General features: G+C 57.5%; 15 protein-coding genes and 2 pseudogenes. 12 read left to right on the forward strand and 5 right to left on the reverse strand.

Going from position 1 to position 17,966, the window contains the following annotated elements:
• A partial coding sequence (locus AC1D35_RS26205; RefSeq protein ID WP_477940801.1) for an efflux RND transporter permease subunit occupies nucleotides 1–1,144 on the forward strand: 1,144 nt, incomplete at its 5' end.
• 78 nt (nucleotides 1,145–1,222) lie between these two features.
• On the opposite strand, the pseudogene AC1D35_RS26210 reads toward AC1D35_RS26205, so the two are convergent.
• The 3 genes and pseudogenes from AC1D35_RS26210 to AC1D35_RS26220 all read right to left on the reverse strand — a co-directional run.
• Nucleotides 1,223–1,887, reverse strand: a pseudogene (locus AC1D35_RS26210) (transposase); the annotation flags it as partial.
• Nucleotides 1,888–2,083: 196 nt separating this feature from the next.
• Nucleotides 2,084–3,448 (reverse strand): ATP-binding protein, encoded by a 1,365-nt coding sequence (locus AC1D35_RS26215; RefSeq protein ID WP_477855399.1) that lies wholly within the window; start codon nucleotides 3,446–3,448, stop codon nucleotides 2,084–2,086.
• A complete protein-coding gene (locus tag AC1D35_RS26220) occupies nucleotides 3,445–4,182 on the reverse strand; it encodes a response regulator transcription factor (protein WP_113298903.1) in 738 nt (245 codons plus the stop codon). Before AC1D35_RS26220 ends, AC1D35_RS26215 begins: the two co-directional genes overlap by 4 nt.
• Nucleotides 4,183–4,408: 226 nt before the next feature.
• Here AC1D35_RS26220 and AC1D35_RS26225 point away from each other — a divergent pair, with 226 nt between their 5' ends.
• The 7 genes and pseudogenes from AC1D35_RS26225 (at nucleotide 4,409) to AC1D35_RS26255 (ending at nucleotide 12,220) form a co-directional block, all read left to right on the forward strand.
• Nucleotides 4,409–5,263 (forward strand): MipA/OmpV family protein, encoded by an 855-nt coding sequence (locus AC1D35_RS26225; protein WP_477940803.1) that lies wholly within the window; start codon nucleotides 4,409–4,411, stop codon nucleotides 5,261–5,263.
• 177 nt (nucleotides 5,264–5,440) lie between these two features.
• Nucleotides 5,441–6,211: a phosphatase PAP2 family protein gene (locus AC1D35_RS26230; protein ID WP_477940805.1), complete on the forward strand. Its 771-nt coding sequence runs from the start codon at nucleotides 5,441–5,443 to the stop codon at nucleotides 6,209–6,211.
• Nucleotides 6,212–6,558: 347 nt separating this feature from the next.
• Nucleotides 6,559–7,692, forward strand: coding sequence for a glycosyltransferase (locus tag AC1D35_RS26235; RefSeq protein ID WP_477940808.1), 1,134 nt, complete (start codon nucleotides 6,559–6,561; stop codon nucleotides 7,690–7,692).
• 40 nt (nucleotides 7,693–7,732) lie between these two features.
• Nucleotides 7,733–9,304 carry a glycosyltransferase family 39 protein gene (locus AC1D35_RS26240; protein ID WP_477855394.1) on the forward strand — a complete coding sequence of 524 codons (1,572 nt, stop codon included), beginning with the start codon at nucleotides 7,733–7,735 and terminating at the stop codon, nucleotides 9,302–9,304.
• Nucleotides 9,305–9,405: 101 nt separating this feature from the next.
• A pseudogene (locus AC1D35_RS26245) lies at nucleotides 9,406–9,501 on the forward strand (integrase core domain-containing protein); the annotation flags it as partial.
• 653 nt (nucleotides 9,502–10,154) lie between these two features.
• A complete protein-coding gene (locus tag AC1D35_RS26250) occupies nucleotides 10,155–11,255 on the forward strand; it encodes a glycosyltransferase (protein ID WP_477940810.1) in 1,101 nt (366 codons plus the stop codon).
• Between the two features lie 35 nt (nucleotides 11,256–11,290).
• Entirely contained in the window at nucleotides 11,291–12,220 is a 930-nt protein-coding gene (locus AC1D35_RS26255) for a glucosamine inositolphosphorylceramide transferase family protein (RefSeq protein WP_477855392.1), read from the forward strand.
• 402 nt (nucleotides 12,221–12,622) lie between these two features.
• Here AC1D35_RS26255 and AC1D35_RS26260 read toward each other — a convergent pair whose 3' ends face one another.
• A complete protein-coding gene (locus tag AC1D35_RS26260) occupies nucleotides 12,623–12,826 on the reverse strand; it encodes a hypothetical protein (protein ID WP_477855391.1) in 204 nt (67 codons plus the stop codon).
• 133 nt (nucleotides 12,827–12,959) lie between these two features.
• On the opposite strand from AC1D35_RS26260, the gene AC1D35_RS26265 reads away from it, so the two are divergent.
• The 4 genes from AC1D35_RS26265 (at nucleotide 12,960) to AC1D35_RS26280 (ending at nucleotide 16,290) form a co-directional block, all read left to right on the forward strand.
• Nucleotides 12,960–14,921 carry an elongation factor G gene (locus AC1D35_RS26265; protein WP_477940813.1) on the forward strand — a complete coding sequence of 654 codons (1,962 nt, stop codon included), beginning with the start codon at nucleotides 12,960–12,962 and terminating at the stop codon, nucleotides 14,919–14,921.
• Nucleotides 14,922–14,969: 48 nt separating this feature from the next.
• Nucleotides 14,970–15,407, forward strand: coding sequence for a FadR/GntR family transcriptional regulator (locus AC1D35_RS26270; RefSeq protein WP_477940814.1), 438 nt, complete (start codon nucleotides 14,970–14,972; stop codon nucleotides 15,405–15,407).
• A gap of 2 nt (nucleotides 15,408–15,409) precedes the next feature.
• Nucleotides 15,410–15,808, forward strand: a complete 399-nt coding sequence (locus AC1D35_RS26275) for a VOC family protein (protein ID WP_477855388.1) — start codon at nucleotides 15,410–15,412, stop codon at nucleotides 15,806–15,808.
• Between the two features lie 338 nt (nucleotides 15,809–16,146).
• Nucleotides 16,147–16,290 (forward strand): hypothetical protein, encoded by a 144-nt coding sequence (locus tag AC1D35_RS26280; RefSeq protein ID WP_477855387.1) that lies wholly within the window; start codon nucleotides 16,147–16,149, stop codon nucleotides 16,288–16,290.
• A gap of 136 nt (nucleotides 16,291–16,426) precedes the next feature.
• Here the strand turns inward: AC1D35_RS26280 and AC1D35_RS26285 are convergent, their stop codons facing one another.
• Nucleotides 16,427–17,815: an enoyl ACP reductase FabMG family protein gene (locus AC1D35_RS26285; protein WP_477940817.1), complete on the reverse strand. Its 1,389-nt coding sequence runs from the start codon at nucleotides 17,813–17,815 to the stop codon at nucleotides 16,427–16,429.
• Nucleotides 17,816–17,966: the final 151 nt, after the last annotated feature.

Below are 17,966 nucleotides of genomic sequence, written 5' to 3' on the forward strand. Positions count from 1 at the left end.
CAGGAGCACAGATGGAGACAATGCCCAGGAAGCAGCAGACGCCATTGTCGCTGAAATGGCGACCCAGAAAGGGTTCATCAATCCAGCAATGGACAATGCTGCGATGCGGCCCGAACTCAAAATGGAGGTCAAGGCTGACAAGGCCGCGGTACTTGGTGTCCCGACCGCATTGATCGCCGAAACACTCCGAATTTCAACGATTGGGGATGTGGACAGCAACTTGCCGAAGTTCATCGAGGGGAGCCGTCAGATTCCCATCCGCCTGTTACTCGCCCGCCAGAGCCGCAACGATATGGCGGCGCTCGAGTTACTTGGCGTGCCGACGGCCGCTGGCCATAGTGTACCCCTGTCCAGTGTAGTCGACTTCCGATTCGACGAAACCGTCTCGTCGATCGATCGTTTTGATCGCGAGCGAACGATCAAGATCGGCGCCGACTTGGATGAGGGATTGACGCTCGGGCAGGGTGTAGCGCTGTTGGCTGATCTGAAAACCATTCGGTCCTTGCCCGAGGGAGTGCGCATACAGGCAACGGGCGACTCCGATACGCAAGGTGATGTGTTTCACAACTTCGCCATCGCGATGGGCTCGGGCCTCATGCTTGTCCTCATCGTCCTGATATTGTTATTCGGCAATGTGTTCACGCCGGTGACCATTCTCGCCGCGCTTCCATTGTCGGTCGGGGGAGTGGCTTTCGCACTTTTCCTGACCGGAACGCCCATCTCACTTCCCGTTGTCATTGGCATCTTGATGTTGATGGGCATCGTGACCAAGAACTCGATCATGCTTGTCGATTTTGCTGTCGAGATCCAGGCCCATGGCCATTCACGATACGAGGCGATGGTCGAGGCTTGCAAGGAACGTGCCCGCCCCATCATCATGACGACGCTCGCGATGGTTGGCGGCATGGTGCCATCGATGTTCGCGATAGGCGATGGCGGCGAATTCCGTGCACCAATGGCGATCGCCGTTTCGGGAGGGCTGATTGCCTCGACTTTGTTGTCGTTGATCGTCATTCCAGCGCTTCACCTGATCGTCAGCGATTTCAGTGACAGGGTTTCCGCGCGGTTTCGCTCCTATTTCAGCAAACCTGAGATCGACGGTCTCGCATACGGCGCGCCTCGCCCCGATCGGGAGGCTCCATGACTGGAATGACAAAAGAAGGGGCTTGCGGACGCTTGCTTGTCACCTGCTGTCACGGGGGGGATGAGCCCAAGCGGCGACGGTAACGGTGGCGGCGACAGCCGCGGCTGTGACGATGCCAAGGCTGGGGATGGCCGCGAGCCCGCGGCCGGCCTCATTCTCTATGCGCCAAGCCCGAAGTTGCTGGTCCAACACGGATATCTCGTCGCTAAATGCCCAGATCTGTCGGATAAGGATCTCCGGAGTAGCGCGAGCATATCGTGGCAAGTCACCCGCGGCAGACAAAACCTGATGCACCAATGTCGCGAGATTGGCAATATTGGGATTTGCAACGAGACCAAGTTCTGCCAGATGTGCCCGCATGCGTTTTCCACCATGGTCCGTTGGCAAACGAGCAATGACCGAGTGTGATGGGTCATCAGAATACTCTGCTGCTCGACCGTTTTGACAGGCACAAAGCGTATCGTCGGGCGCTGCACCGCTTGGCAGATTGCTTCCGCTTCCAACGCATCGCTCTTGTCGCGCTTAACGCAAGCCTTCACGTAGGAGGGGGATGAGCCGGACCTCGTGGCCGATGGGCCGCGAGCGTGCGAGCCCAACACTCCGATCAAATATGGCGGGAGCTCCGAGAAGAAGGGTCTCATTTGTTTCCAGTGAAGCCGCTCCACCAACGCGGCGGAACCGGTCTCGCCGATGCGGTGTACGCCACCGGTGCTAAAAAACGGCTTTCTGGCGAAGCCGCCGATCGATGGGCGCGAGACGTGAGGGGCAAATCGGACTGGCCATCCGCGCTGGTCAATTGCCCCCTGCCGTTTTCGATCCCTGATCGGGACGATCCGGCAAGCTAAATCCACTGTCAGTGGGCTTTCCGGGAGCAAAGGGTACACGCAGAATTCCGTCCACAGGATACCGCTTCCAATCCAACCAAAGGCGGCTGTATTTCTATTTCACATCGAGGAAGGGCCTCTTCGCCTCAATCGTGGTCCTGGTATCGACATGGCTTGGGATAAGGATCTGAAAAATGAGCCCCCTCGGCGCGTTGTCTGCGAGAGAGACGGTGCCGCGATGGGCGTGCACGATATCGGCGACAATTGAAAGTCCGAGCCCGAAACCTTCCTGTGCTTGCGTCCGCGCATCATCCCCTTTGAAGAAGGGCTCGAGAACCCGCGTTCTCAAATGTTCTGGAATTCCGGGTCCGTTATCGGTCACAACGATCTCGCAGCCCGCTTTGCCTTTTCGTAGACTGACAATGACTTCAGTTGCGAACTTGATGCTGTTATCGCAGAGGTTGGTCACTGCGCGCATGATGGCCAGTGGCTTGCAATCGATGATCATCCGATTGGGTCCCTCGAACCGGACCTGGAAGCCGACATCGCTGAACTCCGCGCAAACGGTTTGCAGCAGGCTAGCAACATCAGCACGTTGCATTGGTTCGGTCGCGTAGTCGTCCCTGAGATATTTCAGGACTTCGTTCAAGAGGCCGTCGATGCGCATGACGTCGGACAACAGTCCCTCGCGCACCGGTCCGTCCTCCATGCGATCGGCCCGAAGCCGTAACCGGGTCAACGGGGTTCGAAGATCATGGCCAATGCCCCGCAGCATTCGTGTCCTTGATTCGACCATCACCCGTATCCGGCTTCGCATCGCGTTCAGAGCATGGGCGAGCGCGACGATCTCGACAGGTCCACGTTCTTCGAAAATCTCCGTGCTGTTTGCGATGTCCGAATGGGTGGCCGCTTCGGAAATCCGTTTGATTGGCTCGGTTATAACGCGAATGGCGAATATAAAAAAGAACGCGATCAGGACGACGATGGCGACAGAATAATACGGGCCCTCGTTCAGGATCGAGCTGTTCAGGATCGTATCCGGAAAACCGGAAAGGATGAGGAGCGTGGTGTCGTCGACCTTTGATGCAATCACTCTCTCTCCGTTCCAGAAGGTACGCCAACCTCCCACGGGTGGGCGGATGTGATCGGTTGGAAAGAGCCAGTCGATGGCCATGGCCAGCGCGCCTTCAGGTTCCGACGGTCCGGTGAAGGTCTCGCTGACCGAAAAGGGTTCCAGCGAGAAATGCCAGCCGGCAGCGCGCGATGACGAGAGGATTATTTCGCGTGCGCCGGGTGTGGACGATTTCAGGAGTTCCGCCATCGTGTCGACGCGCATGACGATATCTTCCATGTCCGGCGCGGCATTCCTTGCCCACTGTTCCAATACTCTGCCGACGACGCTGACGAGGATCAGCGCCGCAATGATGATCAGGGTGATCTGGCCTCTTATCGTGGTGGGGAGGAAACGCTTCAGCCTCATAGTTCCTCGACATTCGCGGTAAACATGTAGCCGCCGAGACGTACGGTCTTGATAACAACGGGGTCGCGGACATCATGCTCGATCTTTTGCCTCAATCGACTGATGTGAACATCAATGCTGCGCTCGATTGGACCGGCCAAACCAGCATGGGTTACCCCTAAGAGTTCCTCTCGCGTCAGAACGCGGCCCGGGTTTCGGCAAAAGGCAAGCAGGATATCGAACTCATGCGTTGTCAAGCCGACGCGTGCGTTGGTGGGATCGTAGAGCTGTCGTCTAATGGGATCCACGAACCATCCGTCAAAACGCAGTTGCTTTTTTCGCGGATCCTTTAGCGAAGGCAAGGCCGCGCGCCGCAGCAAGCCGCGTATCCGCGCGATGAGCTCCCGCAGACTGAATGGTTTCGTGACATAGTCGTCGGCGCCAATCTCGAGACCGACGATCCTGTCAATTTCCGCATCGGCCGCCGTCAGCATGAGGATGGGAATGTTCGTCGTAACCCGTAGCCGCCGGCACAGACTAAGGCCGCTTTCGCCAGGCAGCATGACATCAAGGATCACCAGGTCGAAATTGAATACCCGCATGCGCGCATCCATTGCAACGCCGTCCTGGGCGATCTCCGCGATCATTCCACTTTCGTTAAGACTATCGCGCAGCATGGCGGCGATCAGTGCGTCGTCCTCGACAATCAGAATTCGAGAGGCGTCCGACAAGCTCTGGCTCCCTTCACCATCCATAGGGCACTTTGCCTATTTCTGAATAGCACGGCGGCGCCTGTTTTTTGGCTTGCGGCAATATTAAAATTTGTTTCAGATTTCGCCTATTTCCGGCCGACCTGAAACAAAACTTCACACGATCAAACATTCTGGCTGTCCGCGCAGTGGCAGAAGAGAGGCATTGAAACCGCCTTTTTCGATGCAGCCTCGAGCGGGCAAACGTGTGAAGGCAAGGACCGGAGATTTCATGTTTTACAAGTTCATTTCAAAGGCCGCAGCGCGCGGAACACTTTCCATCGCACTCGTTATTACGCTCATGCCATCGCTTGTCCACGCTGCCGATGCATCACAGGATTCCGATCAGGCTGCCATTCCGCCCATGCCCGATCCCCAGCGCTTTGGTCCGGTGCGCCAGAAGCTTCACGACTGGGAGGTCATGATCGGCGCCGGCGTGATGTACCAACCAAAATATGAGGGTAGCGATGAAATGGAAATTTCGCCGCTTCCGTTTGTCTCTGCGACCTTCTTCGATCGATTGACGATCGATCCGACCGGCGTCGAGCTGAAGGCCTATGAACAGGGTCCGTTCCAGTTCGATGCGAAGGTCGGTTACGACTTCGGTCGTGGGGAAGACGATTCAGACGATCTACGCGGGATGGGCGACATCGATGGCGGCGTGACAGTCGGCGGCAAGGCGACGTTGAGCTATGGACCGGCCGAGTTTTTTGTCTCCGTCGACAAGACCATTGGTGGCAGCGACGGGCTCCTGGGGACGGTCGGTGTCGAGTTGACGCAACCAGTCAATGAAAAGCTAATGTTTGGTGCGGGTGCGTCCGCGACCTTCGCCGACAAGAACTATATGGAATCCTATTTTGGGGTCACCGAGGCTCAGGCCGCACGTTCCGGATACAACGCATACAAACCGGGTTCGGGTTTGAAAAGCGTCGATCTCTCGGTGTCCGCGACTTACATGTTCAATGAAAACTGGATGCTCCGCGCTGAACAGGAAGTCGGATTTCTGGTGGGGGACGCCGCGGACAGCCCTCTCGTGAAGCAAAAGGTCCAGCCGAAGTCCATGCTGGTCCTGGGTTATCGATTCTAGGAACAGAGGTGGTCAAGAGCCCAGCCTGTTCAAGCATGAGCACGCGCCGTGCCAGCCTGCCAAGTCAGGCATTGGAAGAACTCCAGCCACCAGGCCGCGCCACAGCGGATGGCGAAAGCACGCAATCCCCAATCAAAAACTGTTCAAACAACCACTTCTTTTAAGCGGATGGTCCTAGTGCAAACTTCATCTTCAGCGTCAAAGGACGTTGATCGGCTTCCCTTCAAAAAAGTTCCCTCTGCCGTCCCCCTTGACGCGGCAGCTGGCGGGCAATGGAATCCCCTAACCCGCTATGTCTCCTTGGATCCGCTGGATGCACTTGGAATCCTGATCCTCTTATCCAGCATGATCTTCGTCATGTTTCCACAGATTGACGTGCGCGTTTCGCGGTTCTTCACCTCCGGGACGCACTTTTATCTTTCTGACAATCCACTGCTGCTATTGATCCGCGACGCTAACCGCATGCTTCCCTACATTGTCTTGCCCATGATGATTGTCTTGATGATGGCGAAACCACTCAAGCGTTCAGATCGTCTGACGACAAGGCGCGCCTTGTTCGTTGTGTTCAGCTACGTCCTGGGATCGGCAATCATGGTTCACTTGTTCAAGAACTTCTTCGCCCGGGCCAGACCCCGAGATGTGATGGAGTTTGGTGGGGCGATGGAGTTTACGCCGGCATGGCAATTCGCATCGATATGCGAACGCAATTGTTCGTTCCCGTCCGGGGRAGCAGCATCGGCGGCTGCATTTCTGGCTCTTCTGGTGTTCGTGCCCAACGCGTACCGCAAATACGTCACTGCGCTGATTGTTCCGCTATCCATAATCGCCGCCCTGAACCGTGTCGTTTTTGGAGCCCACTTTCTATCGGACGTCGTGCTTGGGTGGATCCTTGTGTGCTGGCTGATGCTGTGGCTTCACCGGAAAATGGGGCTGAATACCGACGTGTGAGGGCAGTGGATTCATATTGCAATTCGCCCCAAGGCAGCATTGGAACCTCCGCGCCAGCGGCCGAACTGCCTGAATAGCTCTCCTCCCGGCGGAAAATCCGGCGGGCGAAGCGAGAATGCAGTGGAACGAAACAGCAGAGCTCAGCTTCGCGAGCAATTTAGAGACACGGGTCAGGTTGACGGTTCGCAACGAGAAGAAACGTCCCGTCGGTTGATCTGCGTACACGCAATGGACCTCCTCCCAGCGTTTCCTGCTTGGACTTGCTGTGGATCAGAAACTGTTGTCGGCGCGCGCTTAGTGGCTGCGCGGCAAAACGTTTGCGTCAAATCAAACAAAGGCGTCAGCATATGGACGTGTTCCTCCAAATCGATGGAGCCAAACTGGGGCAAGTTCTCCAAGCTCCCGACGTTTCGGTGATCATACCAACATTCAACGAGCGGGATAATGTTGGCATGCTCATTGGCTACCTGATTGCTACCCTCCACGGCCTGAACTGGGAGGTGATATTCGTGGACGACGATTCACCCGATCGCACCGTCGAGGTGCTGCGTGACATAGGGCGTACTGAGCCGCGGATACGCTGTATTCGCCGCGTCGGCAGGCGTGGGCTGGCTGGGGCGTGCATCGAGGGAATGTTGGCCGCACAGGCAGACATAGTCGCGGTCATGGACGCCGATCTCCAGCACGATCACCGGCTCCTGCCGGATCTGGTTGCCGCCATCCGCCAAGGCAATGATTTTGCCATCGCCACCCGCTATAGCTTACCCTATCAGGAAACGGCGCTCTCGCCATGCAGGAGCGCCATTTCCCGGATCGGGACTTTCGTTGCACAACGTGCGATCTCGGCAAGGATAACCGATCCCATGAGTGGTTTCTTCGCGACACGGCGCGACCTGGTCGAAGCGATGGCGTCCCGGCTGAACAAGCAGGGTTTCAAGATACTCTTTGATATCCTGTCAAATGCGGGCCCGGATGTCCGCATTGCCGAACTACCTTACCGGTTCGCGACCCGTTCGGCCGGCGAAAGCAAGCTGGATCATCGCGTCGCTCTTCAATTCTTGGAGCTTCTTGTTGCCAAGGCAACGAGAGGGGTTGTCTCCTTGCGGCTGATTTTCTTTGTCCTGGTCGGTGTCGCTGGCTTGGCCTTGCACATGGCGCTGCTAGTCGCGGCTCTTGCCACGGGCACGGATTTCGCGCGCGCGCAAGCGACCGCAACCGTCGTCACCATGATCGTCAATTTCTCAGGTAATAACCTGGTGACCTATCGTGATCAACGGTTGCGAGGCCGAGGCTTCCTCCGGGGAGTGCTGATATATTCCGCATTATGTAGCCTTGGAGCCGCGGTCAACGTCGGCATTGCGACGGCTTTGTTCACGGTGGCTGGTCCTTGGTGGGTCGCGGGTCTTGCGGGTGCCTTCGTCGGCGGTCTCTGGAATTACGTGGTGACGCAAGCCCTCGTCTGGAACCGCGCACGCGCATGATGACCATCGACTTTCTCCCTTGTCGTCGGAGGCATGCGCGATGGTAATTCTACCACACCCAACCGATAGTACCTTGGGCGGCAATTCCGTTGAGAGGAAGCAAGTCGCGCGGCCCTTTCCCGGCGCGAAGCTATCCGAGGATCTCCCCATATCGCCGCGGCGCATCGCGGTGGCGATCGTGCTCGCCTTCACACTCGAGCGACTATTGTGGGCCTATTCCGTCGGCTTTGGAATAGACGAAAGTTATACGATCGGCCAGGCAAGGTTTCTCGCGTTATCGTATTTCGACCACCCGCCCCTACACTATTGGATGACCCACGCGGCGGGTGTTCTTTTCGGAACAAGCTGGGCGGTTCGCATTCCCACGGTCCTGCTGTTTTCGGCGACGTCGTGGTCAATTTTCTGCCTGACCGAGCGCCTCTTCGGCGGCATCGCGGCGGTATTGTCCATCCTTTTCCTTAACCTTTCGCTCTTCTTTCTCGTGTCGGCCGGCGCCTGGATCGTGCCGGACGGCCCCCTTCTTCCCTTCCTGGCCTGCGGCGCACAAGTCATGGCGAGGATTTTTTTCCCGCGCCCGAGTGAGGAAGAACCCTCGATGTCCTGGTGGTTGCTCGCGGGAGGGCTTCTCGGCCTTGCGGGCCTGGCGAAATATTCGGCGTTCTTCACACTGACCGGTCTCGTGTTCTTTGTGATTGCAACCGGGCATCGGCGCCAGTTGTCAAGGTGCGGTCCTTATGCCGCGTGCCTCGTCGGCTTGGTTGTGGTTCTACCGGTGCTGGTCTGGAATGCTCAGCATAACTGGGCGTCGTTGCGCTTCCAGAGTGGGCGAGGCACTTGGCAGTTTTCCCCTTGGGCCCTGGCCCGCATGGTTCTCGGACAGATCGTCTGGTTGGGGCCCTGGATAGCGCTTCCGCTCATACGCACGGTACTTCACGTATTTCGCAAGGGGCGAACGGAAAGAGAGTTGTTCTGCCTTGCCCTTGCAGCTCCGGCGATCGGTTACACCACGCTTCAGGCGCTCGGGTCCGGAACCGGGTTTCCGCATTGGCCCATGCCAGGGTGGTTGTTCGTCTTTCCATTGCTGGGTGCTCGGTGGGGCCGCTGCGCCTGGCCAACCATTCGCTATGCCATCGCGACTTCATTCCTGACGCTCATGCTCTTGACAGTAGGCGCCGCGTTGGGAGCTTCAGGAGCGCTTCACCGGTTGAATTTCACTTCCTTCCATGACCCAACCCAAGATTTCGTTGATTGGTCTCCGATTGCRGACGTCCTCGCGCGGTTGAAGATTGGAAAGCCGGATGGACCCGCAGTAGCGGGGCTGAACTGGGCCGAGGCCGGAAAGCTGGATGCCGCGGTGGGGGAAATCGCGCCCGTGCTTGTGCTGGGAAGCGACAAGCGCGGATTTGGCACACGGTCAGATCCGCGTCTGTCCAGCAGGCAAGGCCTTGTCATCGTCGCTAGCGAGGAAGCATGGGCAAAGGACGGGATGACGGTATCGTGCATGCCAAAAGATCCCCGTCCCACCGCGCGCGTGCAGATAGGCCGGGGAGGGCAAGCGGAGTTCGTCCTGCTTGTCATCCCAGTCGAGGGGTGCATAGGGGCGGCGCGTTAGCACGAAATCGTTGCCGCCGGTGGAGGCGACAACGCCGCCCATGCCGCGCAAGAAGGTGAGCATGGTAACGATCGGACTTGAATGCGGTCGACGCCTTTGCGTTGCCACTATGGTTCGAACACTACAACTGCCTTCACCCGCACAAGGCATTGGGGTATCGGTCACCGCGTCAGTTCTTAAACCGTAAAACAGAAACCCGATTCTGTCCGGTTTTCAAGGGGCAACTCCATGGGCTACGTTGCAACACTCGTCGTTGGAACGTTTTCCACCACGCCGCCGATCATCATGCATAGCATGGGCCAACTCCAGTGAACGCACCAGGAATCTGCTCGTTGAGCGCGCGGCGCCACCAGGGCCGTAAAATTCTCCTGTGTGCGACGGGGTTTATCAAATCGAAGCGGTTGGTCCAAAGTGTCTGGCTGGCCGGGCTTGGGGTTTAGAGCCCGGCCAGTTCTCCCAGCCGAATTCGAGACAGTCCGTCTGAGATCTTCGGTCGTGAAACGCGTAACTGCGCTCACGATAGCTGCTGCGTTCCGCAGAACTCGTTGCGGCTCGGACCCTCTAGTCGACCTGAAGCGTTAGCAATTGGGGTGAGCTTCTTGTTGACCATGACAGTTCTAAAACGGTTCGTAATTCTTAATAATTAATTTTGGTTAAGTTTTGTTGCTATATACCGGGTGCCATCACGCATCTGTTTGTATTAAAGCCTGCTGATATACATAGAATTGACAAGGTGGCTTATTTTATACTAAGAAATTCGGCAGTTTCGAAATATATCTTAATATTACAACACACATGTCAACGTTCCTCTTTGCCCTAATCGTGTCTCACGAGCTATGGGGAGCACCGCATGCGTTACGAGAACCTAGACGTTGAATATGGCCACACTTTACAGAATCTGGCACCTCTCTCGGTCCCATTTTTAACCAAAAAGCTCCGGATTCTTCATGTCCTGTTTGCATCCGAAGTCGCCGGATCGGAGCGTTATTGTATCGACCTTGCCAATGCTCAAGCAGCACTTGGCCACGATGTGCACTTGGTTTCCTCATCTCGCGTCGACATTGGAAAGCACCTACACCGCGAAGTTGTCCTCCACGCCTTCTCCACTCGGCTTTTTCGACGCTGGCGGCTTCGCAAGTTGATTGCAGCCGAGCGGATTGAGATAGCGCATGCGCACTTGAGCCCGGGCTGCAAGGCGCTCGTTACGGTCCAAGGGAGYGTTACGAAGATTGCGACTTTACATGTCGGATATAAGCCCAAGCAACATGCGCGATTGGACGGAATCATCTGCGTCAACGAAGCGCAATTATTGCGCATCGGCGACTATGCCGGCTGTGTCAGCCGCATTCCAAACTGGCTTCCGGAAGTCAAGCAGACAGAACGTTTCGACCTTCGGATCAAACTGGGATTACCTCCGGCCGCCAGGCTGATCGGGACGGTCGGACGGCTGCACCCGAGCAAGGGAAACGACGTTCTGATTTCCGCTTTCTTGCGCGCGGCACCTGACAATACGGCGTTAGTTATTGCGGGCGTCGGTCCACAACGGGCGGTGCTTGAAAAGCTGGTCGCTGGAGACGAACGGATCCGCATGATTGGTTATTGTGACAATGTAACCGGCTTTTTGCGCAATCTCGATCTGTTCGTCTCGCCGTCACGCGAAGAATCGGCGGGTCTTGCGATTCTCGAAGCCATGAACGAGGGCGTGCCGGTAATAGCCTCGGCGACGGAAGGCCCTTCGGAATATCTCCGCGAGCATCAGGTTCGCTTCGTTGAGCCCGGCTCTGTCGAAGCTCTCGCTGCGGCTCTGGCTGACGCCCTGCGCTCCGACGACACTAGCCGGCCATGGCGCATCGACCACGATATGGTGCCATTCTCAAGGGCGACCGGCGTAGACAATGTTTTGCGATTTTACGGGGAAGTCGAGGAATGCAGATCGAGTTTCGTGAAGTGATCAATGCGTCAACCATGCCTGCGAAGATGTGACCGATGCGTTTTAAACCCAGCAGCGATTTTTGGAAAGTCGGCATTGTGCCGGCCCCGGCCGAGGCGCTCCTTGATGCCGAGACACTGACGGACTGTGCGAGCCGCATCACCTGGCTGCCTGATCCCGGACCCTGGCGATATCTCGCCGATCCCTTCGCGATAAAAAGAAGTGACGCGCTTCATGTGTTCGTTGAGGCCTATGATTATCGGACGAAGCACGGCTTCATCGAGCGCCACGAATTTGGACCGAATATGGAATGGCGAGGCAAGAACGTTGCCTTGGCCAGGCCCTTTCATCTCTCCTATCCTTTTCTTCTTGAACAAAACGGTGACGTGCTGATGGTGCCGGAAAGTCACAAGGCCGGTGAGATCGCCCTTTATCGTGCCCACGCTTTTCCGGACCGCTGGATACGCGAAGTGGTACTGTTGGCCGATACTCCAGCTGCTGAGACCTGCCTCATCCAACACCAGGGAACTTGGTGGATGTTTTACACTATTGTAGGGGCAGGTGCGCGCGACCAACGAGAGCTGCATATCGCGTTTTCCGACCGGCTAACAGGCCCATGGAAGGTACACCCGAGCAATCCGGTTTTGGAGGATCGAGCCGGCGCGCGCCCGGGCGGAACGCCATTTGTAGGCGTCGATGACAAGATCATACTTCCAGTTCAGGATTGCAGCGTCAGCTATGGCGGAAGTATACGCTTTCTGCAATTTAATGAGCTGAGCCCCACCCATGTCGCCTGCGAGCACCTTCCTCAGCGGTTGACCGGCAATCTCGCCGCAGCCGATTATGCCGACGGGCTGCATACGTTCAGTATTTGTGGCGACGTTACACTGATCGATGTGAAACGTATCTCTCGATCCTTTACCCGCCACATCGTCAATTTGAAGCGAAGGGCAGGATTGGTTCGCACGAGGTCATCCAGCCGGTAAGGACAACCTCCGCGTTGGCGACTTCCGAGCACCTTGTGTCGTTTCCATTTCGCTGCCGCGTCGTGACAGTAGGACCTCGACAATCCCCGCAACGAGAGTGGCGGTGCAAAAACCGACCACGGTAGCCGCGGCATAGTCCGTTCGCGGGCTGAGTAAGATCCGGCCACCTATTTGCCTTCTGCAATGAGCAGGAGGGACAGGGGATCTATACCGTGGAACTTTATTGCGAGCGGGGGGGTCTAAGGGAAAATTCAATCCCATTCGAAAACAGCAAGCGGAAGTTTCTCCGCAATGCGATTCCATGCTCGAGCGTGTCCAGCGTTGAAAGAATCCCGGGGTGTGCTCGCAGTTTCGATAGTCTCGGCGCTCGGCGGATGAACGTTCTCGCTGGTATCATTGGTCTCAGCCCGTCTTGACATCGGCTTCGCGCCGGGAAGGACGCAGGATCTGCCGAACGGAGGCTTCGAGCTGAAGAAGGCGCGGGGCGTTGATTTCCGGATCGAGCTCGGTGTTGCCTAGAGCCGGGAGGATCAGACCGCCGCTCGCAATGATCTCATCGGCATCGTCGGCTCGGCCGGACAGGTGGGGGCGGCCTTCCAGGAGCATGATACCGTCAGTTGCTCGTGATCATGACAGCAGGTCAAAGCGTTGTGAAACTGAACACCTCTGGCGCCTTGCAGCGGTTCAGGGCATCCTATGATGGCTGAAAATTGTGTTTGTGGCAGTTGGAGGAATGCCGATGCGCTGCTTTACCGTGCTTGGACCCTCGCAGACCGGAAAATCAACAGTCGTGGAAAAGCTCGGCTCCCTGGAGGGGGGGCCGAGAAAATCCAAGTCCCCTTATGGATTGAACCTCACAGAATTCACCTTTGGAAACGAGGCGTGGTGTGCGCTGGATGCGCCAGGACCCAACGAAGCGTTGGCGCATGCACAGCACGCGCTTCTTGCCAGTGACGCCTGCATCCTGTGCGTTTCATCGGCACCCGAGGAGGCTGTGCTCGCCGCGCCCTATCTGCGGATAGTCGAGGCCTCGGGGACGCCGTGCATCCTCTTCGTCAACCGAATGGACGAACCGAGAGGGCGGCTGAGGGACGTGATCGCCGCGCTTCAAGACTACGCCAACCACACGCTTTTGCTTCGCCAGATCCCGCTCCGCGAGGGAGACAGGATCATAGGCAGTTGCGATCTGATTTCGGAACGGGCGTGGCGCTACCGGGAAGGCCAGACTTCGGCGCTGATCGCAATCCCCGAAAGCGCCGCCGAGCGCGAGCACGAAGCGCGCAGCGAACTCCTGGAATACCTGTCCGAATTCGATGACTGGCTTCTCGAGGAACTGGTCGAAGATCGCGAGCCACCCAGCGACGCGCTCTATGCCATTTCATCGCGGGTTCTCAGCGAAAACAGGATTATTCCAGTCCTGATCGGTGCCGCAAGTCACGGCAACGGCATGATGAGGCTGATGAAGGCGCTGCGCCACGAGGCGCCGCCGGCAGGGGTTCTTCGACAGCGCCTGGCTCGTGCAGGCAATATCGATGAAAACAAGCTGACCGCCGTGAGCTTCCATGCCTATCATCGTCAGAATATCGGCAAGACGGTGCTGGTGCGTGCGTTTGGTGAGGGACTGCGGCAAGGCGCATTACTGGGCGGCTCCAGCCTCGGCGCCGTGCAGGATCCCGCAAACGGACGGCCGAACTCGGCGATCGGGCCTTCGCCGGGGGATGTCTTCGCGACGGTCAAGTCCGACCACTTGCCCGTCCCGTCGCTGTTGACATCAGACGCGACGGTCGCCCCACCCGAATGGACCGAGCCACCTACGCCGATGCTTGAAAGGATCCTGGTCCCGGGCAGCRAACGCGATGAAAACAAGCTCTCCGAAACGCTGGCAAAACTTTCCGAGACGGATCGCGGTCTTGTCGTTTTGCAGGAGGAAGGCACTGGCGCCCAGCTCGTCCGCGCCCAGGGCCCGGTACATCTGCGCGATCTCTGCCGAACCCTGTCCGACGTCTTCCACATCGACGTAACCGATCGAACGCCCAGCCCGATCTACCGCGAGACAATCGCGAAGCCGTCCGAGGTTCACTACCGGCATCGCAAACAGACCGGCGGTGCCGGGCAATTCGCGGATGTGAAGCTGAGCATCCGCCCCAACGAGCGCGGCCGGGGCTTCACCTTCAGCGAAACCGTCAAGGGTGGCGTCGTTCCGCGCAACTACATCCCTGCCGTTGAAGCTGGCGCGCGCGAAGCGATGGAGAAAGGCCCGCTCGGCTTCCAGGTCATCGATGTCGGCGTAACGCTGTTCGATGGTCAGCACCATGCCGTCGACAGTTCGGAACACGCCTTCAGGACCGCGTCGAAAATGGGAGTGCGACAGGCGCTTTCCGAAGGGTCGGCCGTTTTAATGCAACCGGTCTTCCGCAGCGAAATTCACATTCCGTCAATCTATTCCGGCAGCCTCGTCCAGATCGTCTCCGCCCTCAAGGGGCAGGTTCTCGGCTTCGACCGGGATGAAACTGCCAAGGGATGGGACATCTTCCGGGCACTTGTTCCGGGCGGCGCGCTTGACGATCTGGCGCGGGCGCTGCGCTCGGCGACGCAGGGCATTGGTTACTTTTCCAAGACCTTCGATCACTTCGAGGAGCTATACGGCAAGGAAGCGGACGCCATCGTGAAGGCACACAAGGAACCAGGCGTCGCACACTGAAACGTTCGCGCCACTTCATGCTCGTTCGCAGAATGAGGCTCATGTCGTTTGCGTCGCTCGGCGACGGCTGCGGAGCGGGCGACAAGCTACGACATCCTGGTGCTGGAGGAATGCATCTCCCAGATGGAGCACGAGACGAATGTGATGCTGCTCAAGGAAAAGGGAGACCGCGATTTCCACATGACCATCGCGCGGATGACGGGCAACGCCGTCATCGTCTCGATCGTCGAAGCCTTATGGGCGCAGCGCGACGAATCCGTCATGTGGAAGAAACTGCACGAGCATATTCATGCGCCAAGCGTCCGCCCCCTCTGGATCGGTGATCACCACGCTGTCCTGACCGCGCTCCGCCTGCGCAATCCGGATGCGGCCTATAAGGCGATGGCCCGCCATATCCGCAATGTGAGCAACGAATTGATGGAAGCTTACGAGCGCGGCCGGTTTTCGCCCGACATCATGCAGCTCGAGAAAAAGAAAGGTTCCTGAGAATGCTGAAATCCTTCGAGCATGTCGGCATGACAGTCAGCAATATGGACCGTGCTGTCGAGTTTTATTGCACGCTGCTTGGCCTGCGCCTGCACCTGCGCAAGACAGCGCCCGACGGATCCGACCTTGCCTTTCTCGACGCCAGCGGCAGCATGCTGGAAATATTCGCACCGGCCGACGGCGCGGCCAGGGCCGTTGATGTCCCGGAAGGGACGTCCGGCCTCAGACATCTGACTTTTCTCTTCAAGAATATAGACGAGACCTTCGCAAAGCTCGAAAAGGCCGGCGTCGAGTTGAAGGAACGTCCGCGCCTTGCCGTCAACCGCGAGGTGCTGCACAAAGTGGCGTTCGTGCGCGATCCCGACGGTATACTTATCGAGCTTGCTGAACGATTGCCTTAAAAAGTGCTTTTGGCAATCACGCCATCAGTGCAAGCACGTGCTGACACCGGTTGCGTCTTCCCGTGACTTCCAAAGTGACACTGGAAGCCTGACTGTTTTTGACGAAACCAAGACGATCCTGGGTGTGGCCGCGGCTGACGGCAAGTCCCACTGGGGTCGTTTGGCAACGGGGTCGGCCGTGCCGAAGATGGCCGCGGAGAACGGGCACGCCATCGGCGATGGGACGCCGATCGCTCTTCTCGTGCAGACAAGGCCGCGCCCTGCGCCGGGCGGCACTTTCTCGTTGGATGCCGACTGGGCGGCCGCCGACGGCGTTACGGTGCACGCGGACGGCGGGTATGAAATTGAAGAGCGTCGTTGCTGCGCTTCTGGCAGAAGCTTCCAAGGTAATGGAGCTCGCCTACGAGGTCGCGGGGTCTGGAGCATTCCATGCTCGCGCCTTCAGACCGGAGCGTTTCGCTACCAAGCCGTCGTTGTGGTGACCGATATCGATGGTATTGTCGTCTCAACAGCAAGGGCTCAAAGCGCCTATGGATAAAGGGAAAGGAAGCCATTGTGGATAACCGTGCCGGCAATTTGGCTCGGGCAGCCACCCGACTTCAAATGGTCATTTAACAGTTAGGCAATTTCCCGCCTTGATGCAGCGTCATCGTGCAACTGCCGTGTTTTCACTTTCGATGCCGTCTCGTATTCTCCGTGAGAAGCGTTGAGGCGGCGGGCCACGATGTCGTGGTTAAGCCACCGCACTGGGCCGGAAGGTGAAGACGATGCACCGAAAATCAATTGTCCGGTCGCTTCCACGACCAACGCGCTCAGGAGATCGCTGATCATGACCTTGCTGTCACGGTGCATTGAGGTGATCTCGTTCGACGTCCCGATCGTCAGATCGGCCTGTGCCTGGTTATTAGGCATCGGCCAAGCGGAGAAATTATAGAACGGAGTCATGACTTCGCTCGCCTGCAACTCGCTGATCTTGCGAACTACGTCATCTAAAGTGAAACCATCCGACAAAAGCTCTTGGCACTTCTGCCATTGTTCAGCTGCCCATTCGCCGCCGTGTTCCTTCTTCAGTGCAAGCAGTATGGGAATCAGAGGCAGTTCAATGCCGGTGAACACGTCGGATGAATTGGTCCGAATCTCGGGACAGTTGTAGACGCTCGCCTTCACGCCCATCGCCCATGCATCCTCCGCAATGCCTTCGAGGCGCATCTTGGCGTAGCCCTGAGTGTAGTTTGTGTATGTCTGCCACCGGTATTCTCCGTCGATGAGGATACCCGTGCCGTGATAACCATATGCCGTGTACCTGACCTGGCCGCCCGAGGATTCAATGCGTTCCCGGATTGCTGCGCTGAAATCGATAAGATGGCGGAAGGTGTTTGCCGACACCTCGTCGAAATTGCGAAGGATCAGTTTGCCCATATCGCTTTCGACCAGGGCTTGCGACGACATGTGCCGGGGACCCGTTCCCTTGTAGATTCTATTGGCGACGACCAGGAAGACTTTTGCCTTGGGAATGCCTCCGGCCATCGTATGGGCAAAGAAGACGTTGCGCCCGTCAGCTACCATGCCGTCGAGGGTGGCCATGACCTGCGACAGTGACTTTGTGAACCGTGTGGTAGCTACGTCCTGGCATTTTGCGATGTATTCCCAGTCGAGCTTTTCACTCTCCCAGCTTTCCAAAGTGAGCCCAGCCAGGAGGTCGGTAGGCGTGGGACCATTCGCAGGCGCATCGAGATCGAAGCCAGCCATCAGCGGAACGTTTATGATTGTTCCGCCGAGCCTTGCTTCCGCTTCGCCGAGTTCATCGTCGGTCAGGGGCCGAAGGGCATTCTTTTCGTCGCGCCGCCCGACCGTAATCCCAACGATTTGCATCCCGGCTTTCCGCGCTTGATCGAGAAGGCCGGTCGCGTAACCGCGACCGAACAATTCGCCGAAGAGAACGAAGACGTCGCCCTTTCGAAACACCGTGTTTTCGGAGATGCTCTCCAGTGCAATCGGTTTTTCCATGTCGAGTAACCGCTCCAATAGTCGATAATGGGTAATTGAACACAACCGTTCTCGATGGAAAGTCATTTAAAGTGACGGATCATGTCGAAACGTGAAGCTTCAAGAAGACCCGACGGTCGCTGTACGCAGTTTGGGACCACACTTTTCGCTT

It is taken from the genome of Rhizobium sp. P1_E6 (assembly GCF_056405875.1).

Bases quoted from the DNA above. Each gene is read 5' to 3' on its own strand.
- AC1D35_RS26215 (WP_477855399.1), bottom strand. From the start codon at position 3,448: ATGAGGCTGAAGCGTTTCCTCCCCACCACGATAAGAGGCCAGATCACC.
- AC1D35_RS26220 (WP_113298903.1), bottom strand. From the start codon at position 4,182: ATGGATGGTGAAGGGAGCCAGAGCTTGTCGGACGCCTCTCGAATTCTG.
- AC1D35_RS26225 (WP_477940803.1), top strand. From the start codon at position 4,409: ATGTTTTACAAGTTCATTTCAAAGGCCGCAGCGCGCGGAACACTTTCC.
- AC1D35_RS26235 (WP_477940808.1), top strand. From the start codon at position 6,559: ATGGACGTGTTCCTCCAAATCGATGGAGCCAAACTGGGGCAAGTTCTC.
- AC1D35_RS26255 (WP_477855392.1), top strand. From the start codon at position 11,291: ATGCGTTTTAAACCCAGCAGCGATTTTTGGAAAGTCGGCATTGTGCCG.
- AC1D35_RS26260 (WP_477855391.1), bottom strand. From the start codon at position 12,826: ATGCTCCTGGAAGGCCGCCCCCACCTGTCCGGCCGAGCCGACGATGCC.
- AC1D35_RS26275 (WP_477855388.1), top strand. From the start codon at position 15,410: ATGCTGAAATCCTTCGAGCATGTCGGCATGACAGTCAGCAATATGGAC.
- AC1D35_RS26280 (WP_477855387.1), top strand. From the start codon at position 16,147: ATGAAATTGAAGAGCGTCGTTGCTGCGCTTCTGGCAGAAGCTTCCAAG.
- AC1D35_RS26285 (WP_477940817.1), bottom strand. From the start codon at position 17,815: ATGGAAAAACCGATTGCACTGGAGAGCATCTCCGAAAACACGGTGTTT.